The sequence below is a fragment of the Paenibacillus sp. Mc5Re-14 genome, from assembly GCF_001049835.1.
In the GTDB taxonomy this organism is placed as follows: Bacteria; Bacillota; Bacilli; order Paenibacillales; family Paenibacillaceae; genus Paenibacillus; species Paenibacillus polymyxa_C.
The window spans coordinates 5080459-5099909 of sequence record NZ_CVPD01000001.1 but is presented as its reverse complement, the minus strand read 5'-3'; the positions used below and the strand labels follow the sequence as shown (position 1 = coordinate 5099909).

Here is a 19451-nt window from a genome sequence, read left to right as displayed (position 1 = left end):
ATCTTATTAACCCAAAAACGTCATTAGATGTTAACTTTCTGTGAACTCACTGAGAGCATGACCATACTTTTCGTATTCGCCTCTTTGAATTTCTACCTCATAAATGACATCATTGCCATCATACTCTGTCAGCAGTACATCTCCAATTCGATAAAGCACAGATGTTAAATCCCCACGTTCCGCAGGAATACGGAATCTCAGTGTGTCACCGCTCAGATGCTCCTGAACCAGTTCGCGAATGCGTAGCAAATCCGCTTCATCAAATGCACTGATTTTCAAATAGCCTTCCCCGGAAGGAAGCATTTCCAATTGTTCAGGGGTGCAAGCATCTTTTTTGTTAAACAATACAATCTGAGGCTTGTCCGCAGCCCCAAGCTGTTGCAGGATTGACTCTACAACTTTCATTTGTTCGTCACGCATGTCTGAAGAGGCGTCCACGACATGTAAAATGAGATGGGCCTCATTGGCCTCCTCCAAAGTGGCCCGGAAAGAGGCTACCAAATCATGAGGCAGATTTTGAATAAATCCTACTGTATCTGTGAGAATAACTTCTTTGCCACTCGGCAATTCCATTGTTCTGGAGGTAGGATCGAGCGTTGCAAACAGTTGGTTCTCAATATATACATCGGCAGCTGTTAGTTGCTTCAACAGTGTTGATTTCCCGGCATTCGTATAGCCAACAAGTGCCACCTGAACGATGCCAGCCTTTTGTCTGCGCTCCCTGTGTAAATACCGATGACGCGTCACTTCCTCAAGTTGGCGTTTCAGATCACTGATTCGGTCACGAATGTGACGACGGTCCGTCTCGAGCTTGCTTTCACCAGGACCACGTGTTCCGATTCCGCCACCGAGCCGTGAAAGGTTTTTACCGTGTCCAGACAGTCGAGGCAGTAAGTATGACAACTGCGCCAGTTCAACCTGGATAATACCTTCCCGTGTTTTTGCACGCTGAGCAAATATGTCCAGAATTAACTGTGTTCGGTCAATTATTTTGAGATCCAGGCTCTCTTCCAGATTTCGTACTTGAGCTCCCGAGAGCTCCTGATCAAAAATAGCTGTATTCGCTCCCAATTCTTCAGCAACTGCACGCAATTCATCTACTTTTCCTTTGCCAATAAACCATTTCGAGTCTTTGGATTCCCTATTTTGTGTGAGGACGCTCAGGACTTCAACTCCCGCTGTTTCAGCCAGCTTCACCAGTTCTTCCAGCGAATATTCCGTATTGATGCCAGATCGTTTGACTTCATCCGTAATTAAACTGACCAGTACCGCCTTATCCTGCATTTCGGTTTGTGTATCATGAGTGGAGTTCGCCATATTGTTTGCTCCTTTATTTTCATGTCAACTCTCGAACAGAAACCGACCTGATGTCAGGCCGGCCCTCGTTCGATGTCATACAATTCGATATGATTCAGATTCCTATTATCGCCTATCTTTTGTCCATTTTCAAATCCTCTGGTCGCAACGTCATCAACTCCTGCTTACCGGGTTGCCCGCTCCTGTACTGATTAAGCAGCCTGACAGCTTGGTGTCGAATCGCTTTTTCAATCACATTACGAACATAACGTGCATTACTAAATGCATGGAGACTGTCATTTCGCTCATTTAGCAAATGCTCCTTCATTTTGAGTATAGACTGAGGCATGAGAATATAATCCCTTTCCTTAGCCATCATCTCCGAAATTTGAATGAGCTGATCCACAGTGTAGTCAGGAAAATCCAACTGGATTGGAAAACGAGAAGGAAGACCAGGATTTGTCCGTAAAAAAAAGTCCATTTCTCCCGAATACCCTGCGAGGATCAAAATAAATTGATTTTTTTGGTCTTCCATGGCCTTTACCAGGGTATCAATCGCTTCTTTTCCAAAATCCTTTTCCCCTCCGCGTGCTAAACTGTAAGCCTCATCAATGAACAGCACGCCGCCAAGAGATTTCTTTACCAGGTCTCGCGTTTTTTGTGCGGTGTGGCCGATATACTCACCTACCAAATCAGCCCTTTCCACCTCAATCAGATGGCCCTTACTCAGCACCCCCATTTTTTGCAGCATTTTAGCGATAATGCGGGCTACTGTCGTTTTCCCCGTACCTGGATTTCCTTTGAAAATCATGTGATATACGTGTGCGTTGCTCAACAGACCTGCATCAGTGCGCATGTGGGCGATTTGTAAAAAGGCATATACCTCAAATACCAGCTCTTTGATGTTATCCAAGCCGACGAGATGATCGAGTTCTTTCTGAATTTCCTGATAAAGACTGAGATACTGCGGTAGCGCCTGCGACTTGGTCGAAGCCACTGCTTCCGTCTCGTCCACAGTCACCGAAGCGATCGGCTCCGGGCTACGCAGCACGACATTGATTTGTCTGGAAGGTCTCTCCTCCGACCGCTTGCCCGCGGCGATTCCCCGTCCGTTCATGCATCCATCACCTCAACATTTCTTCAGGCACAGCTTACCCTATTAATGTATTCGGTCCAGCATGTCCTTATTAGCATAAAAGCAACGAGAACGTGCACTAAGCCTTCCCTCAATTCAGGCAATCCAAGTTTGAGCACTGATCCACCACCGTTGCAGCGTCCATTTAGCGTAAGCCAACACTTCTCTTGATTGATGGATTGGCATATTCAGCACTTTGGATTCGGTCAGAGCCATCTGAGGATGATCAAAATTCAAAAATTGAGCAATCTCCATCGCCCGAGGTCCATGATAGCTATGTGTGATGATTACGGTGGAGTTCCAGTCATATTCCTTCATGATACGCTGGCTGTAGAGCAGATTTTCGTAAGTACTGGTCGCCTGGTTTTCTAATAGAATATGCTGTACAGGGACTCCCCTATCTACCAAGTAGTGTTGCATCCCCTCGGCCTCCGTGTACGGAAAATCAGGTTGATCCAGTCCTCCACTTACAATTAGCCGCTGCACCGTCCCGTTGCGATATAACCGCAAGGCTTCTTCTAACCTTTCTTTTAAACCAGGACTGGGTTCAGCTCCCCACATTGAGGCACCTAGTACGATACCAATTTGTGCATGCTGGAGTGGATTGGTAGAGGCAGCTGTATTCATATTCCATACTCGGATACCTGCCCATACGAATCCGACCAAAATAAAAATCATCAAACCAAGTATGAAACGCTTCGATACCATAAATATTTTCCCATTGCGACTTTGCCTGCTTTTTGGCTCATGGCGTTGGGGCCCAGTGCTTTTAATCCACTGCAAAAATTTCACCGTTCTCTCTTAAAATCACCGTTGTGAAACCATTCAGCCCGGTGTTTCAGCGACATTTTAAAATAGGGGAACATATGAGCATCGATCTGATGTAACAAGTCAGCCGCCGTTCGGTTAGCCAATTCTGCTTCTTGCGTAGAAATATGTCCCCGTTGTAGCGCCTCCTCCAGTTCATCCTCATCCACCAGAAAGATTTCACCGTTTTTAAGCACGACCACATCCAAATACAAATCATCAAACCAAGGAACTCCTTGATCGGTTACTCCTTGATTTCGGCAGGTGTCAATGTACCATTCAACGATTTGCTCTCGATTGTCAAACATAGCAGTCACCACATAATGCTTACCTTTGGGATAATATTGTAACCAGGAATAACCTTTATCGGCTATGCAAAACGTATGACCACCATAACTTTTCCATAATGGCTCCTTGAGACTCAAAATAGTATACAGGGTCACATATCCTGTAAACGCATCACTTTCTACATACCGGCAAGCAAACTTGCGATTGGTGATTCTGCGCCAGTTGGCCCGGTCTCCGAATTTGCGCTTCATAAATGATGTTCCTCTCCAACATTGGTAAAACCAGCTTACCATATTTAAACTGTACACTCAAAAATAACCCCTGTATTACAGCAAAAAAGGTATTTTCAGACTGTCAAAACAGTCCGAAAATACCTTTGATTTGAAGCCACTATCATCTTACATAAAACATATTTGCTAATCCCGGTTGTGACGTCCACGATTGGAGTTTGAATGACCGTTGGATGTGTTTTCATGACTTCCATCCATAATAGCACCTGTGGTAGATGCATCTGTATTTTCTGGATTGGTCATAGTATTTTCATCAGTTATACCTGAATCCGGTGTAGTCGTCTGACCATTCCCCGTATTTGTATCGTTTCCGTTCCCAAAATTGTCGTTACTGTTGCCTGTGCCTCCAGTACCATTTCCATTGTTACCTCCAGGAGACGTTGGAACTTGGTCAGTACCAGTACCGTTATCAGTACCTCCAGGAATCGTATTCCCCTGGTCTGTGCCGTTCTGACCGTCTATATTCTCGCCATTATCCGGTACGGTTCCATCCTGATTAGGATCGTTTCCTGGCTGCGGATCTATCGGAGTAGTCTCTGCCGGAATTTCTACACTAATCGTATTGGAAGCTGCGGATTCTTTACCATCCGCTCCATAAGCTACGACATAGTATTGATACGTTTTTCCAGCTACAGGAGACGTATCTTCACCACTCGTGCCTCTCATCGCCTCCATAATCGTCCGGAAGCTTCCTTCGGAAGACTCTTTACGATAAACACGGTATTGTACATTGTCTCCCTCTGCCGCATTCCAAGACAACGATACAATTTGGGTATCCTGACTATAAGACCCGTTCAGTCCGCTAGGAGCGGTGGCCTGAACCGGCTCTTCTGGCTTCTCTTCAACCGGTGGTTCATATCCCTTCGGCTCGCTAAATTGCGTAACTGGATGCCCCTTGAGAGCTTCACCCATGACCCTTCCGAAAAAGGCAGCCGACTGTCCACTGTAGTTTCTCAACATATGCTTACTGTCCGGCTTGTCATACCCCATCCATACCGCTCCGGTATATTCCGGCGTATAACCGACAAACCAAATGTCCCGGTTACCACTGTTGCCGCTGATACCACTTTGGGTCGTACCCGTTTTACCAGCTACAGGCCAGTCAATACGTGCTTTGCGACCTGTACCGCTATTGACCACATTTTGCATCATTTTTGTCATTTCATAAGCCGTTTTCTCACTCATAACAGATTTGGATTCCTCATTATGAGTATAAACCACTTGATCATCACTATTGTTAATTTGCTTAATGGAGTAAGCTTTTTGGAATTGTCCCTTATTGGCAAAAGCGCTATAGGCCTGCGCCATTTCGAGGGTATTTGTTCCTTTGCTTAATCCCCCTAATGCGATAGCAAGCGAGTGATCATTTTTGTCCATCGGTATGCCTACGCTCTCGGCGAATTGAACCCCTTTTTCCACACCGATTTGGTTCAACAACCATACAGGTGGTATATTTTCAGACTTCGTAATGGCATCGATCATGCTGATGGTCGAAGAGTAACCATGCAAGTTTTTCGGACTGTATCCGTTAAAGCTCTGCCGTTCGTTACTCAAAGGAGTATCTATCGTAAATTTACCGGATTCAAGAGCTGGCGCATAGGCTACAATCGGCTTAAAGGCCGATCCTGGCTGTCTGCGGCTCTGTGTCGCACGATTGAAGGTTCCCTTTTTATAATCCCGTCCGGGTGCCATCGCGGCAATACCACCTGTTTGGTTGTTAATAATGACCATAGAGGCTTGAACAGGCTGATCGTCTGGACTCTTTTCGAACATATCATCATCTGCCATCGCTTGGTCCAGCGCATTTTGAGCCTGAGCATCCATTGTCGTATGAATTTTATAACCACCAATAATCAGATCATTGCCGCTGACTCCTGGCAAGGCATCCTCTGCCTCATCCATGACATATTCCATAAAATTTTGATACTTTTGCACTTTTTCCGGTTGTTTGTAATCGTAATTTATAGCCTTGGCTTCTTCCATTTCCTGCTTGCCAATCATTCCCTGCTCAAACATCAGCTGGAGAACCACTGCACGCCGGGCCTTTGAGTTTTCCGGGTTACTGATCGGGTTATACTTGGAAGGCCCTTTTGGAATAGCTGCCAGTGTAGCAATCTGCCACAATTTTAGTTCTTTTAAGTTCGATTGCCCAAAATAGCCTTCCGAGGCTGCTTTAATACCGGAATACGAGCGTCCAAACCAAATCCGATTCAGGTATAGCGTAATAATTTCATCTTTAGTCAAATTCCGCTCTAGCGCCATTGCGATGGATACCTCTGTCGCTTTACGGAAAAAGGTTTTGTCACGTGTCAAAAACAAGTTTTTGGCCAACTGCTGAGTCAGCGTACTGCCGCCCTCCACCGCAGAACGAGCAACGATATCCTTCACTGCCGCCCGACCGATAGACCAAATATCAACTCCTTGATGCTCCATAAAACGCTTATCCTCAGTTGCGATAAAAGCTTTTTTGAGCAACGGTGGAATTTCTTCACTCTTCACTGGGTCACTTTTTTGCACAGACAGCTCACCCATGAGCACACCGTTGCGGTCATAAACCTTTGATGTCTCGTTCACTGTAATTTTGTCCTTGTTGGCTTTGTAGATTTTTTCGCCATTAACCATGACAAATAAATAACCACCAAGTGCGCAAAATATGGCTAATGCTGCTGTAATAAACAGCGTCCACCCAACTCGCTTACCTGTTATTTTCTTTTTCTTGCCCTTCGGCTTCTCTTTAGATGTGTTTCTATTGCGATTGCCGGATCTGGACAATGAATCGTTTGGCATTCCCCTGACTCCCTTTCGCGAATAATCATTATGTCACCGAGCCTAAGCTTAGAGCTAGCTGTCGGCAGCATGAAAGTAAACGGAATGAAAAGAACAACCCTGATCAGGTTGCTCCCGGTCACATTCCTATACAGTTAGACGAGACGGACGCCTGAAAAGTTTCATTACCCGGGCGTCCGCCCAGCCGTAATCAGTTATCGCTAGCGTTATCTTGTTGTACAAGCGATACGTTGCGTTGCGGTGTAAAGGTGGAGATGGCATGCTTGTAGATCAGCTGTTGCTTTCCATCCGAATCGATAACAATTGTAAAATTGTCAAATGCTTTAATCGTTCCTCGCACCTGGAATCCATTGATGAGGTATACCGTTACAGGTATAGAATCCTTGCGCAATTGGTTCAGAAACGTATCTTGGATATTAATAGACTTGTTCATTTTAGCCGTACCCCCAATAATCATTTGGATTGTTTTGAAGTATATTCAAGGTCTGTCCGGAACTTTCCTGCTATAATTTCGTGTATTCGGGCTACATGAGCAGAAAAATTTTCGAAATCAGTGACATCTACCCACTGGATATCCTTCATATGGCGAAACCACGAGAGCTGTCGCTTCGCAAAATGACGCGTATCCCGTTTTAGCCAAGTCACCGCCTCCTCCAAAGACACCTCTCCCCGCAGGTAGGAGGATATCTCTTTATAGCCTAGACCTTGCATGGAGATGGCATCGCTTCGCACTCCCCGTTCCATTAAGGAGGTTACCTCAGCAACAAGCCCTTGATCGAGCATCCCGTCAATTCGGTCTTCAATACGTTTATATAGCATTTGCCTATCCATTGTCAAACCTACGATGCAGAGTTGGTAGGGAGATTCCTTTTTTTGACTGGCAAGTTGAGAGCTAAGTGTTGTTCCGCTAACATGGTAAATTTCCAGCGCTCTCACGACTCGACGACGATCATTAGGATGCAGACGAAGTGCACTTTCGGGATCAACTGCCTGTAGTCGCGCATGAAGCGCTTCGGCTCCAAACTGATCGGCATAGTCAAGCTGTTCCTGGCGAAAAGCTTCATCAGCCCCTACCTCAGAAAATTGGTATTCATAGCAAACCGATTCTACGTACAAACCCGTTCCGCCTACGATGAAAGGTAGCTTTCCCCTAGATTGAATATCAGGTATGAGACGACGACAGTCTTCCTGAAATCGGGCTACTGAATATGGGTACTCAGGCTCATGAATATCGATTAAATGGTGCTTGATTCCTTTCATTTCCTGTTCGGAAATTTTGGCAGTTCCAATGTCCATATGACGGTATACCTGCATGGAATCCCCGGAAATAATTTCCGCGTCAAATTGTCGAGCCATTTCGATGCTTAGTTTCGTCTTGCCAACCGCAGTCGGGCCAACAAGAACAAGTAGTTTAGGCTTAGATGCCACTGTCAATATCAATCACTCCGTACACTGTTTTCGTTGTGCCCCGTTGCTCCACACGGAAGCCGAGGCGGGCAAACTCTCCGCTACCCCTTTTTTCTTTCAATACAATTGTTTTTCGTGCAACCCTTTTCGCATGAGCAATACTTTCTTCATTCAACGCATCTGGATTAGCCAATCCTCTCAATGGACCGATTGCACTGGAATCAAGCAACGGATCACGGAACATCGGGTCAAAATAAATAATATCTACACTTCGATTCGGCAAGCTACGCAAATAGTCCAGATGATGACCATAACGAACGTCAATGTCTGAAAAGGCTCTATCCACTGCAGCGTTACCGGAACGGTAATGCCTCATCCCATCCTTGATTAATGCATAGACAGGGAAGGAACTCTCCACAGCTGTAACTTGTCCAGAGCTTCCCGTTCCAATCGAGAATAGAAGAGAATCCGTACCGAGCCCTGCCGTGCAATCGAGCACGGTATCACCCGGGGCAAGTCGGGCAGCCGTCAACATCGGATCAGCCTCGCCCTTTAATACCCTTTTAGCTCGAATGAATCCCATGCTTGGATGAAAAATCATCGGTGATTGTTTCGGGCCAATCAGCCTCACCCCGCCCTGCACCAGCACCAGAGCCTGACGGACTCTGTGAGCAGCGATTAGCTTAGCTACTGATATGCCGCGACGTGGAGCGTACAGCACCCCAAGCTCGGCTGCAAGCAACTTTGCGCGCTCCACAACCTCGTCCGAGGGAGAATCTCCTGTCGTGACCAGTAATTCAGCTTGCTTCTCACGAAGCATCATCTGCTTTTCTTCTTCACGGTTTTCCCAATCCTGCAACATATTTATACTCCCTTACATTACTCTTTTAAACAGCTTCTCCAGATCATATGTGGAAAAGGAAACAACGATGGGGCGCCCATGGGGGCAGGTATAGGGTTGTTTGCAGGCTGCCAAACGCTCTAGCAGCACGGCAGCCTGTCGGTCAGCCAGCTTCTGATTTGCTTTAATCGAAGCCCGGCAGGAGCACATGATTGAGGCAGCTTCCCGCAGTTTAGCAAGATCAATGGCTTTTTCCTCCAGTACCCATCCGGCCATTTCCTCAATGACATCCGCTTCTTCTCCTTTAGGGAGCCAGTACGGATATGAGCTGACACGGAAGGTTTGCCCGCCAAAATGCTCCAAATACACCCCCGCCTGTTCAAACCAGTGCAACCTCGTTTTCAATTTTTCCGTTTCGGAAGGCGTAAATTCCAATGTAATTGGCAGTAACAACTCCTGTGATACTGATTCAGGATTGCCAAATTTTTCGTAATAAAATTCGTAATTGACCCGCTCATGCGCGGCATGCTGATCAATTAAATACAAGCCCTGGTCATTCTGCGCAATCAGATAGGTCCCATGGTGCTGACCGATTAAATTCAGCTCAGGAAACGTGGGCAACTCGGGGGCTGCCCCCGACAACGCTGCTAATTGCTCTGTATTCAGACGTTCCTGATGCGGCTTCTGATCCGTGAATTTAGTAGTGTTGTCTGCAATTGGTGAAACAGCAGAACTGTAAGCAGCAGAAGCAGCCGTTTCCTGTATCCCTTCGCTGTACGAGGAAGAGACATCTGTTTCGGCATGATCTCCTGTGGATATCCGTGTAGTCGTCCCATCAGGAAGCGACACGCCTCCTTTAACATCACCCTCGTTGTTTTCTTCCACAAAATCTGCATCCAGCTCATCATCACTGATACTTTGACGAGCGAGATTATTGGCCTGCCCAATGACTGAATGGCTCCCCCTATTTGGAAGTTGCTCACGTTCCTGGCTAAACTTCTTACTCTCTTCATTACTTTCATTACTGCTTATATTATCTGAAGAAGCATCTACTTCTGCACTATTTCCTTTCGAGAAATGAAACTGCTCCTGCACAAATGAGCCGCTATCCTTGCCGCCAATTTCGCGTTTGACTGCCTTTGGAATCAGCACTTGCTGCCCTAAAACAGCTTTTACCGAATCTTCAACCAACTGAGACAGTTCAGCTTCTTTACTGAACCTCACCTCCAGCTTGGCTGGATGGACATTAACATCCACCAAAGAAGGATGCATGTCCAGTTGGATCACAGCTAGCGGATAACGATTAATCGGCAACAAAGTATGATACGCCTTGAGCAGTGCCTGATTGAGCCCATAGCTCCGCACAAATCGTCCATTCACTACTGTCGAGATTGCATTTCGATTCGATCTGGTCCACTCTGGGCGACTGACATAGCCGCTAATTCGGTAATCGAGGCTCTCTCCTTCCACCATCAACATTGATTTCGCCGCAGAAGTTCCGTAAATAGCAGCAATCACTTGGAGCAAATCACCATTGCCCAGCGTTTGCAACAATGTATTACCATTATGCCGCAATGTAAAGGCCACTTCTGGGTGCGAAAGCGCCATTCGGTACAATACATCCGAAATGTGTCCCAATTCCGTCTGGATCGTTTTCATATATTTTAGCCGCGCAGGTGTATTATAAAACAAATCGCGTACGGTAAAATCCGTCCCCTGCCTACCAGCAGCATCCTCGTGAAGCATCAGTTTACCGCCCTCAATCACCAATTTACGGGCACGGCCGTCATCTCCTGCTGCTGTGAGTAGCTCTACTTTTGAGACAGCCGCTATACTTGGCAATGCCTCTCCCCGGAAGCCGAGACTTGTGATCTGGAACAAGTCTCGGCCATGTCCGATTTTGCTTGTCGCATGTCGATAAAATGCCGTTTCCACGTCCTCAGGCTCTATCCCACTGCCATTATCCGTCACCCGAATACTTTGCAGGCCGCCCTCTTCTACCCATACGTCCACTCGTGTACCGCCCGCATCAATCGCATTTTCCACCAGCTCCTTCACGACGGAGGCTGGACGTTCCACGACCTCACCGGCAGCAATCTGATTCGCAATATGCTCATCTAGCACTCGAATTTTAGACATCCTTTTAACCTCCTCCTGACTTCAAAGTGTGATGAAAAATAAGCAAAATAATAATGTCTAATATTCTTAATTACAGACCATTGGCCTTATTCTTTAATTCATTTAACAGTTGCATCGCCTGTAAGGGTGTCATATTCATGACATCAGCATTTTTCACCTTCCGCAAAATTTGGCGCACGATCGGATTAGCTTCTACCGTCTCTGAGTGTGGCTTGGAGGGAGCAAGGTCCTGCTCTCCGAAAATGGACAGCTGTACCACGTCAGAAGCTGCATGCTCCAACTCACCTAAATCTTCCACAATCTGTAGAGTATCTTCTTTTACCAGGGTAGCTTGCTGTGATCCAGACTGGACTTGTGGTGCAGTTTCTCCGTTTGCTCGCAATGTCTGGTCCGCATATTTTGCGGACATTGGAGAAATCTCTTCTGTCCCTGGCACTGTACGAAGATCAGTCCCTTCCTTCGTTCCTCTTGCTGTCTCGGTGCCTGCCGTTACTTGAGCTGCCGCCTGTTCAAAACCATACAGTAGACCATTTGCTCGCTCAATAATGTTATTAGGCAAACCTGCAAGTCGGGCACAATAAATACCATAGCTACTACTAGCCGCACCCGGTATGAGCTTGCGTAGGAAATTCACCTTATCGCCGCTTTCCTGCACGGCCATAGAATAATTTCGCAGCGAAGACAGACCTTGCTCCAAATGGGCCAGCTCATGGAAGTGCGTAGATACCAGCGCCTTACAGCCAATCGTATCATGCACAAATTCGATGACCGCTTGTGCAATTGCCATCCCTTCGCTGGTGGATGTTCCTCGTCCCAGTTCATCAATTATAATCAGACTTCGTGGAGTTGCCTTGTCCGTCATGACTTGAATATCTGCCATTTCGACCATAAAAGTACTCTGTCCGCCAATGAGATCATCCGCTGCGCCGATCCGTGTGAAAATGCGATCCAGCATCGGCACTTTAGCACGTGCAGCCGGGACAAAGCAGCCAATTTGAGCCATAATCGCAATGAGTGCAACCTGACGCATATACGTACTTTTCCCAGCCATATTCGGACCGGTGATGAGTAGAATATGCGCATCGGCTTCTTCCAACACTGTATTGTTGGCGATAAAGCCGCCATCTTTCATGACGGCTTCCACAACGGGGTGCCGTCCCTGTTCCACTACAAAATCATATCCTGTTGTCAGCTCAGGCTTCACGAATCCACGTTCCGCGCTAACCGTTGCCAGCGACTGATACACGTCAATTTCAGCAACTTGCTCTGCCAGCTTTTGCAGACGGGGAATTTCAGCGTTCAGTTTACTGCGTAGCTCTGAGAAAAGCGTGTACTCCAGATCCACCATCTTATCCTCAGCTTCCAAAATCAGCGATTCCTTTTCCTTCAATTCCGGTGTGATATACCGTTCTGCATTCGCCAATGTCTGTTTGCGTTCATATCGACCTTCCGGTAATGATGCCAAATTGGATTTGGTCACCTCGATGTAATAACCAAACACTTTGTTGTATCCGATTTTGAGTGACCGAATGCCGGTTGCTACTCGTTCTTTGGCCTCCAGCTCAGCAATCCAACGCTTACCGTTCACACTCGCCTCACGCAGTTCGTCTAGACGCTGATGATAGCCTTCCTTTATAAGCCCTCCATCTCTTACGGAAATCGGGGGTTCATCAGCCACTGCTTCCTCAATCAGCGTACACAGGTCTGCACAGCTGTCCAATGTTTGTGCAATCCGTCTCAGCGTATTCGACGGAGATTCAGCGCACAGCTCGCGTAAAGACGGAATTTGGGCCAGAGACAGCTTGAGGGCGATCAAATCTCGTGCATTAGCACTACCAAAAGCGATCCGTCCTACCAAACGCTCCAGGTCGTAAATCTCTTTAAGCTGAGCACGTACATCCTCGCGGAAAATAAACTGGTGGTATAGCTTGTCTACCGCTTCTAACCGTTCCTCAATTATATTGCTACTCAACAGCGGCTTGTCGATCCAACGACGTAACAAACGTGCGCCCATGGATGTCTCTGTCCGATCCAGCAACCACAGCAACGAGCCTTTCTTGGAGCGCTCACGCACCGTCTCCACCAGTTCCAGATTCCGGCGGGTAAATGGATCCAGAATCATAAAATGATTAGGCTCATAGACCGAGATTTGGGTCAGTTGACCTAACGATCTTTTTTGCGTTTCATTTAAATAGGAAATCAGGCGCGATACGCACCGTCTGCGTTCCTCCGTAAGCCTTGCCCACGTGGCTTCACCAAATTGATCCCGTACCAGATCATCCTTGGATTTGTCCCACGCCGTATACACAACCCGCCTTCCAACAGGGGACATACGGGAGGTCACAAAATCAAGCAAATGACCATCCCCCAACATTTCGGACGGCTCATAAATGTTAATTTCATCTAATAGCCATTCTTTCGAATCAGGTACGGAAGTCACATAGAGTTCACCTGTCGACAAGTCGCATGCCGCCAGCGCCAGCATCCCGTCCGTCTCTGTGACACATACCATGTAATTGTTGGATTTATCACCCAGCACCTTGCCCTCCATGACCGTACCCGGGGTCACAACACGGACAATATCCCGCCGTACCATTCCCTTGGTAGCTGAGGCTTCCTCCATTTGTTCACAGATGGCCACCTTATAACCCTTCTCAATAAGGCGTTGTATGTAATTTTCTGCTGAATGATAAGGCACGCCGCACATCGGAATTTTCTCCGCGACGCCACCCTCACGACCAGTCAGTGTAATTTCCAGCTCCTTGGATGCAAGGATCGCATCATCAAAAAACATCTCGTAAAAATCGCCCAGGCGGAAAAACAAAAATGCGTCTTTAGCCTGCTCTTTTATAGATAAATATTGCTCGATCATCGGTGTATATTTAGACATACCGTTTCCTAACCCCCACACTTTGTTCCGTTTAAACTCATATTTACCTTTCATTATATCAAAAATGACAGTCGATAACATGAAACCCTCTCGGGTGTTGACACTTGATTTTACGAAAGCTTCCAGTACGGGCGCAAATCCCGTGTTTCATCCCATTGTTTTCCCTTGCGAAGGCTATCCAGCAGTGGCGCTATATAAGCTTCATATTGAGAAAAGATCTCTAATGAAATCATATCTAAAATAAGTGGCTCCATATACTCTCTAAGTACAACCTGATTCCCTTCATAAAAAGCTCTGTGAGCCTCTTCTTCTCCCAGCGGCCTACGCTGCAAACGTGAGTATTGGGAAGCAATCAGAAACGCCATCCCAATCACACCTTTCGCCAGCTGTGGCGAGATTAGAAAACTGGGCAGTGTACGATATTCAAAGCCTCCGTAAGACTGACGGCGAAAATCGCCCAAATTGCCATAATGCGGTCTGCGCCGAGCCGAGCGCTTGTCTTCCAGCAGCGCCAGAGGCAACGCCAAATAGTTATCTAGCGCCCTGAGCAGGGCACCATTTAGCGGAACCCCGCTGAAATGCAGGTGTCCGCCCAGGGGAAAACCTGGTTGCGGCATTCCGCCCGCCTGCCAGATGAGCGTATGGTCATCTATCCGCCGAGCTGCTATCGCAAAAGCTTGGCGCAGGTGCCTCAGCAGACGTGCCGGATCTTCGCTCGGTGCAGGACGAAGCTCAGCGACTGGGTATAGCGTTCGTCCTCGGCGGGTAACGGCATCGCAGCCGGCTACGCCTAATCGGCCCAAATATCGAGAGGCCGGAACAACCCTCCCCTCTGGCATACGAACCAGCACAAATTCGGGATCCATTCCGATTAATAGTCGCGCTCTGCCCCGTTCCGCTGAAAGTTCCTCTCCCGGAGCATCCTCTTCACGAGCAGCAGCTTCATATAGCGTGGCCAAACGTCTATCGTTCAGCCATGGCTGTGCCAAGACATAGCGAACCTGACAACTACGTTCTCCCAGCGGCGTCAGCACTACCTCACCACTGTCCAAACCGAGAGTATACAACGCACGTACAGCCAGCCGCTCCATCCGGACATAGAGCGGTGATTGATAATCTAGTTCAGACCGATCATATGCACTAACCTTAGTAGAACCTTCGAGGGAACGTCTACGGATTTCCAGCACCCGTAGTTGATGGATTTGCACCGCGTAGCCGATCGCAAAATCTGCTGTACTCTCATCCAGCCAACGAACCGAAATACCTGAGCGCTCCAATCTGCGCATTTTTTCATCGTCCGTCATCTGTCTGAAACGTCTGAGCGCCTGTCCCGGTTGCCGCATCATAACTCCCCCTTACCGATCTACGTACGGACTTAAACAATCCAAACGACAAAAAAGGAGGGCCTTTGCCCCCTGCGCAATTTCAGCCGGCGCAAAGAGTAAAGTGGCCCTCTTTTTGGTCACTCCTGTCAGAGCTCGTCGTCAATGAGGTCGGGGTCGAGCTCCTCATAGTCCCCCTCTTCCGCTCCAAAATCAAAGTCCTTGTCAAAATCGTCACTGCTACCATACGGGAATACTTCTACAACAATCTTCGTTTCCGCCACCAGCTCCACCGCAAATTCCCGCTCGACCCGGATCATTACGCTGCCACCTCCAGAAGACACACTGGCCTCGACGCAACTTGGCTCCTGTGTAGCTTCGGCGGATACTTCCACTGTAGACGCCCGGTGCTTCGGATCAAGATACGAGAGCGGCACATTTTCTACGTACGACACCGTTTCCTTAGCCACATCGGTCTGCGAGTTTTTATCGTATGAGTACCAAATATTGATATCATACGTCCCGATGACCTCAATGCCGTCTCCAGCCGCCACAGCTTCATACTGGTGGTTAATAATCCATGCCCCCAAAATACTGGTCGGATTATTCGGCGGAGTTACGGTATGGGTTACGGTAGAGAATCTGCGACCTTTACCACAGATCGCTTTGGTAATAATCTCTCTACGATTTTTATGACTTAATGCCATTCTTGAACCTCCTCCATACAATCAATCATTCCATACATATGTATGCAGGTTGTGGGCGAATGTTGAGTGAATAGGCGAAAAGGAAAAAATATTATTTGTATAAGCATATGCCGCCATGGCTTGAACTCATGCACGCCAATGTGTTACATGCTGCTCAACGATCTGTAAAAATTCGCTGAGAGCTGGCGATTTCCACTTTTTCGTGTGATAAGCGACCTGAGTAGCCACCTGCTGTTCACTGTCATCCCAGGCTAGACGTGCCATTTTCCCTTCTCGCAGCTCATTTTGTACCGTAACCAGCGGAAGCAGCGCAATACCCAGTCCAGCCATGACGCATTGCTTGATGGCTTCTATGCTCCAAAATTCCAGACTAGGGTCTGCAAAAATACCGTGTTTGTTCAAATACTGCTCAAAAAGGATTCGGTACGTACATCCAGCCTCCGTATGCAAAATGGTTTCGTCCTTCAAGTCGGCAGGCTCTACCTGTGTATAGGCAACCAGCGAATGCTTCAGTGGCGCAACCAGCGCCATCGGCTCATGAATAAGCGTGGTGATATTCAGTTCCCTATCCTCCGTCTCAGGTTGAAGCAAAAAAGCCAAATCCAATTTACCGGAACGGATCAAATCACGTAATTCCCAGCATTCGCCGGGTTTAAGTACAATTTTAACCTTTGGGTACCGCTCCCTGTACTCACGGATCAGACTCGGCAAACGAAAAGCAGCCAGAGACTCTGGTGCTCCTATTTTTAGCGTTCCTGCTAATTCTGTTTCTGAACGAAGCGCATCCTTGGCCATAGCATGCATCTTGGAAATTTCCTGCGCATAGGGCAGCAGGCGTCGTCCGGCATCGGTCAGCATAATTTTCTTGCCAATGCGATCAAACAGCGGCGTACCCAATTCCGTCTCCAGTGTTTGAATTTGAGCAGTAATACTTGACTGTGCATAATCCAGTATACGCGCTGCTCGCGTAAAACTGCCTGCCTCCACCACATTTATAAAGGTAAACAAATGCCGCGATTCCATAATCCGCTCCTTCAATCGATTTTTCCGATGCAAGCAATCGTAATATTCCGTTTTTCCGATAGATTGATTATCTGATAAGCTGGAGAAAATAACAAGAGAAAGAAGGCTTTTCTGCATGACGAATGAAAATAAACTTCAATCCACTATTGGTCTTCCACAGGCCATTGCGCTCTATATCGGAGCTGTATTGGGTTCGGGGGTATTGATTGTGCCTGGTCTTGCCGCCCAAATGGCGGGTCCAGCATCGTTGCTGGCATGGGGATTCATGACCCTGCTCATTCTGCCAATGGCGCTTTCCATGGGACTTCTATCCGCGAAATTCCCAAATGCGGGAGGGGTATCGCATTTTGTGACGTTGGCCTTTTCCCCACGTGCTGGTGCTTATATCGGGTGGTTTTTTCTCATGTCGGTTCCAATTGGGGCCCCTGTTGCCGCACTTACCGGAGCCGGCTATATGACCGCAGCTATGGGCTGGGGAGAGGAAACCCGCATAATGTTGGCCGCTGCCATGCTGGCGGTGGGCCTGGTCATCAACTGGATTGGTATGAAGGTTGCCGGACGTATTCAGATTGCCGTCGTTATAGCCATCGTTGCCGTCCTGATATTCGCTATTGCCGCAGCACTCCCTCAGATGAAAACTGTTCACTTCACGCCGTTTGTTCCACATGGCTGGCTTTCTGTCGGCCAAGCAGCTGCGATTCTGTTCTGGTGCTTTATCGGCTGGGAGGCTGTGTCCCATATGTCAGAGGAATTTACCAATCCCGAGCGGTCTGCCGTTAGAGGTGTGACCATTGCAGCCATCATTGTGGGTTTGCTTTATTTCCTTACTGCGCTTGCTACGGTAGGCACACAAAGTTACCTTGCAGGAGGTTCGGATGCTTCGCTCATATGGGTGATTAGTCGGGCTATCGGGCCATGGGGTGCGATCATTGCGGGCTTGACGGGGATCTTTATTTGCACCGCTACTATTATTGCTTACGTGGGTGCCGCTTCACGAGTCGCTTATGCTTTATCTCGACAAGGACAGGCCTTTCGCTGGATGGGCGTGTTATCCCAACGCTTCCATACCCCCATCGGGGGCATTGCTTTTCTTAGCGTCTGCTTCGTGATCATTATGGTGTTGTACAGTAGCGGTGCTGTTTCACTCACCAACCTGATCCAATTGCCGAACGCTACCTTCATTCTGACCTATCTAGGGGGTTGTGCAGCAGGAATCAAGCTCCTACGTGGGAGTCGTTGGGGAGTTTCCATTAGTTGGATTTCCTTCATTTCCACGGCAGTTGTTTTCCCCTTTGTCGGGTGGGCCATGCTTTACCCTTGCCTGATCACCGTCGTCTTATGGATCACAGATCGAATTCGGCATAAACGGACTTTCACTCATCCGAATTCTACCGTTACTGAACAAGAAAAGGCTACTGTCCGTCATAGATAGTAGCCGCTCAAGGTCCTTACTCTAATTTTTCACCGGAGTAGGGGCCTTGTCCTTTTTAGCGATTTTCAAATACTGGTGAAGCTCATGTGTAAGCTGCAATAATGCCGAACGAATCTCAAATTCCTCCCGAGTTGCGGGAAGCTCCATGGCTTTAAATTCTTCACGAACCTGCTCCAACAGCTTCTCGGTCTGTCCTGTATAATGTCCAGCCAAAACGTCGTTGCTAAGCTGGTCGAACAGCTCGGCCAGAAGCTTGGCCTGCGGCATGTGTTGATACATTTGTGCGATCAACTGCATCATGTTTTGAATCGAATCCAGCTGTTCTTTGCGCATATAAAAATACACATTCCAGCCTTCTTGGGGACGAAGCATTTGATTTTCCAATGAACGACCCGCCTCAGTGACCCCTTTGGTGATCACGCTGTCCGCTTCAATAACTTCCTTGCCATCCCATATGTATGCCGGACTACGCAGCGTGTTGGCCATATTTCTGAATATAACAGAAAATGTCCGATCCACCTCCTGCCGGATTTGTTGCATTGTATTATCAGAACGCGGCATATAAGCTAGATTGACAACCATCGCAGAACCCAGCCCAATCACCAGCAGAGCCAGCTGGGTCAGCAGTACCTCCATATCAATCACACCGCCGCTGAATACTCGGAAAACCACGACCGAACCCGTGACAATGCCTTCCTTAAAGCCCACCCGTACAATGACCGGAAACGCCGTTAAAATATATAATGCAAGCACCCAATCATGGAATCCGAATACCACAAACAAAACACAAGCAAAAAGAAGTCCCACGACGGATGCAAAAAATCTCGCCGAAATGGTGCGGAGACTTCTCTTGCGTGTGACATCCACCCCCAAAATTGCTAAAAGCCCTGCCGAGGTGGCTCCGTGAATGCCTACTCCCTCCGCAATAAGTACGGCCATTAATGCGGCAATAGCCGTTTTAATCGTACGAAAGCCCATGAAAAAATTCTGTCCCCTCTAGATGAAATCTGTTTTCTCATTTTCATAAATATTAAGTATTTCATTTTCATGGTACTTTATTTTCACGTTTTGCACAAATATTCAGAAA

At 47.6% G+C, this 19451-nt stretch carries 15 protein-coding genes; 1 reads left to right on the top strand and 14 read right to left on the bottom strand.

The window, feature by feature from the left end:
• Positions 1-30 precede the first annotated feature (30 nt).
• From hflX to BN1546_RS23135, 13 genes are all read right to left on the bottom strand, one after another.
• Complete coding sequence (gene hflX, locus BN1546_RS23195; RefSeq protein WP_013371541.1) at positions 31-1317, bottom strand: GTPase HflX; 1287 nt, start codon at positions 1315-1317, stop codon at positions 31-33.
• A 112-nt stretch (positions 1318-1429) separates the two neighbouring features.
• Entirely contained in the window at positions 1430-2413 is a 984-nt protein-coding gene (locus BN1546_RS23190) for an AAA family ATPase (protein ID WP_016822094.1), read from the bottom strand.
• A 114-nt stretch (positions 2414-2527) separates the two neighbouring features.
• Entirely contained in the window at positions 2528-3223 is a 696-nt protein-coding gene (locus BN1546_RS23185; protein WP_025675110.1) for a YdcF family protein, read from the bottom strand.
• A complete protein-coding gene (locus tag BN1546_RS23180; RefSeq protein ID WP_013371544.1) occupies positions 3220-3777 on the bottom strand; it encodes a ribonuclease FAU-1 family protein in 558 nt (185 codons plus the stop codon). Before BN1546_RS23180 ends, BN1546_RS23185 begins: the two co-directional genes overlap by 4 nt.
• Before the next feature lie 165 nt (positions 3778-3942).
• A complete protein-coding gene (locus BN1546_RS23175) occupies positions 3943-6603 on the bottom strand; it encodes a PBP1A family penicillin-binding protein (RefSeq protein ID WP_025675109.1) in 2661 nt (886 codons plus the stop codon).
• 190 nt (positions 6604-6793) lie between these two features.
• A complete protein-coding gene (gene hfq, locus BN1546_RS23170) occupies positions 6794-7036 on the bottom strand; it encodes an RNA chaperone Hfq (protein ID WP_013371546.1) in 243 nt (80 codons plus the stop codon).
• Positions 7037-7056: 20 nt separating this feature from the next.
• Entirely contained in the window at positions 7057-8037 is a 981-nt protein-coding gene (miaA, locus tag BN1546_RS23165) for a tRNA (adenosine(37)-N6)-dimethylallyltransferase MiaA (RefSeq protein ID WP_058711876.1), read from the bottom strand.
• Positions 8021-8872 (bottom strand): class I SAM-dependent methyltransferase, encoded by an 852-nt coding sequence (locus BN1546_RS23160; RefSeq protein ID WP_090738911.1) that lies wholly within the window; start codon positions 8870-8872, stop codon positions 8021-8023. The genes miaA and BN1546_RS23160 overlap by 17 nt, the downstream gene beginning before the upstream one ends.
• Before the next feature lie 12 nt (positions 8873-8884).
• A complete protein-coding gene (mutL, locus tag BN1546_RS23155) occupies positions 8885-10990 on the bottom strand; it encodes a DNA mismatch repair endonuclease MutL (RefSeq protein WP_090738910.1) in 2106 nt (701 codons plus the stop codon).
• A 70-nt stretch (positions 10991-11060) separates the two neighbouring features.
• Complete coding sequence (gene mutS, locus BN1546_RS23150) at positions 11061-13880, bottom strand: DNA mismatch repair protein MutS (protein ID WP_090739186.1); 2820 nt, start codon at positions 13878-13880, stop codon at positions 11061-11063.
• A 110-nt stretch (positions 13881-13990) separates the two neighbouring features.
• Positions 13991-15226: a putative amidoligase domain-containing protein gene (locus tag BN1546_RS23145; protein ID WP_058711879.1), complete on the bottom strand. Its 1236-nt coding sequence runs from the start codon at positions 15224-15226 to the stop codon at positions 13991-13993.
• A gap of 125 nt (positions 15227-15351) precedes the next feature.
• Positions 15352-15909 (bottom strand): outer spore coat protein CotE, encoded by a 558-nt coding sequence (locus BN1546_RS23140; protein ID WP_013371552.1) that lies wholly within the window; start codon positions 15907-15909, stop codon positions 15352-15354.
• Between the two features lie 126 nt (positions 15910-16035).
• Entirely contained in the window at positions 16036-16932 is an 897-nt protein-coding gene (locus BN1546_RS23135) for a LysR family transcriptional regulator (protein ID WP_090739185.1), read from the bottom strand.
• A gap of 115 nt (positions 16933-17047) precedes the next feature.
• Between BN1546_RS23135 and BN1546_RS23130 the strand changes: the two genes are divergently transcribed.
• Positions 17048-18364 (top strand): amino acid permease, encoded by a 1317-nt coding sequence (locus tag BN1546_RS23130; protein ID WP_090738909.1) that lies wholly within the window; start codon positions 17048-17050, stop codon positions 18362-18364.
• A 21-nt stretch (positions 18365-18385) separates the two neighbouring features.
• Here the strand turns inward: BN1546_RS23130 and BN1546_RS23125 are convergent, their stop codons facing one another.
• Entirely contained in the window at positions 18386-19342 is a 957-nt protein-coding gene (locus BN1546_RS23125; protein WP_013371555.1) for an aromatic acid exporter family protein, read from the bottom strand.
• Positions 19343-19451: the final 109 nt, after the last annotated feature.

Bases quoted from the DNA above. Each gene is read 5' to 3' on its own strand.
- hfq (WP_013371546.1), bottom strand. From the start codon at position 7,036: ATGAACAAGTCTATTAATATCCAAGATACGTTTCTGAACCAATTGCGC.
- BN1546_RS23180 (WP_013371544.1), bottom strand. From the start codon at position 3,777: ATGAAGCGCAAATTCGGAGACCGGGCCAACTGGCGCAGAATCACCAAT.
- BN1546_RS23145 (WP_058711879.1), bottom strand. From the start codon at position 15,226: ATGATGCGGCAACCGGGACAGGCGCTCAGACGTTTCAGACAGATGACG.
- mutS (WP_090739186.1), bottom strand. From the start codon at position 13,880: ATGTCTAAATATACACCGATGATCGAGCAATATTTATCTATAAAAGAG.
- BN1546_RS23125 (WP_013371555.1), bottom strand. From the start codon at position 19,342: ATGGGCTTTCGTACGATTAAAACGGCTATTGCCGCATTAATGGCCGTA.
- mutL (WP_090738910.1), bottom strand. From the start codon at position 10,990: ATGTCTAAAATTCGAGTGCTAGATGAGCATATTGCGAATCAGATTGCT.
- hflX (WP_013371541.1), bottom strand. From the start codon at position 1,317: ATGGCGAACTCCACTCATGATACACAAACCGAAATGCAGGATAAGGCG.
- BN1546_RS23135 (WP_090739185.1), bottom strand. From the start codon at position 16,932: ATGGAATCGCGGCATTTGTTTACCTTTATAAATGTGGTGGAGGCAGGC.
- BN1546_RS23175 (WP_025675109.1), bottom strand. From the start codon at position 6,603: ATGCCAAACGATTCATTGTCCAGATCCGGCAATCGCAATAGAAACACA.
- BN1546_RS23130 (WP_090738909.1), top strand. From the start codon at position 17,048: ATGACGAATGAAAATAAACTTCAATCCACTATTGGTCTTCCACAGGCC.
- BN1546_RS23140 (WP_013371552.1), bottom strand. From the start codon at position 15,909: ATGGCATTAAGTCATAAAAATCGTAGAGAGATTATTACCAAAGCGATC.
- BN1546_RS23190 (WP_016822094.1), bottom strand. From the start codon at position 2,413: ATGAACGGACGGGGAATCGCCGCGGGCAAGCGGTCGGAGGAGAGACCT.
- BN1546_RS23160 (WP_090738911.1), bottom strand. From the start codon at position 8,872: ATGTTGCAGGATTGGGAAAACCGTGAAGAAGAAAAGCAGATGATGCTT.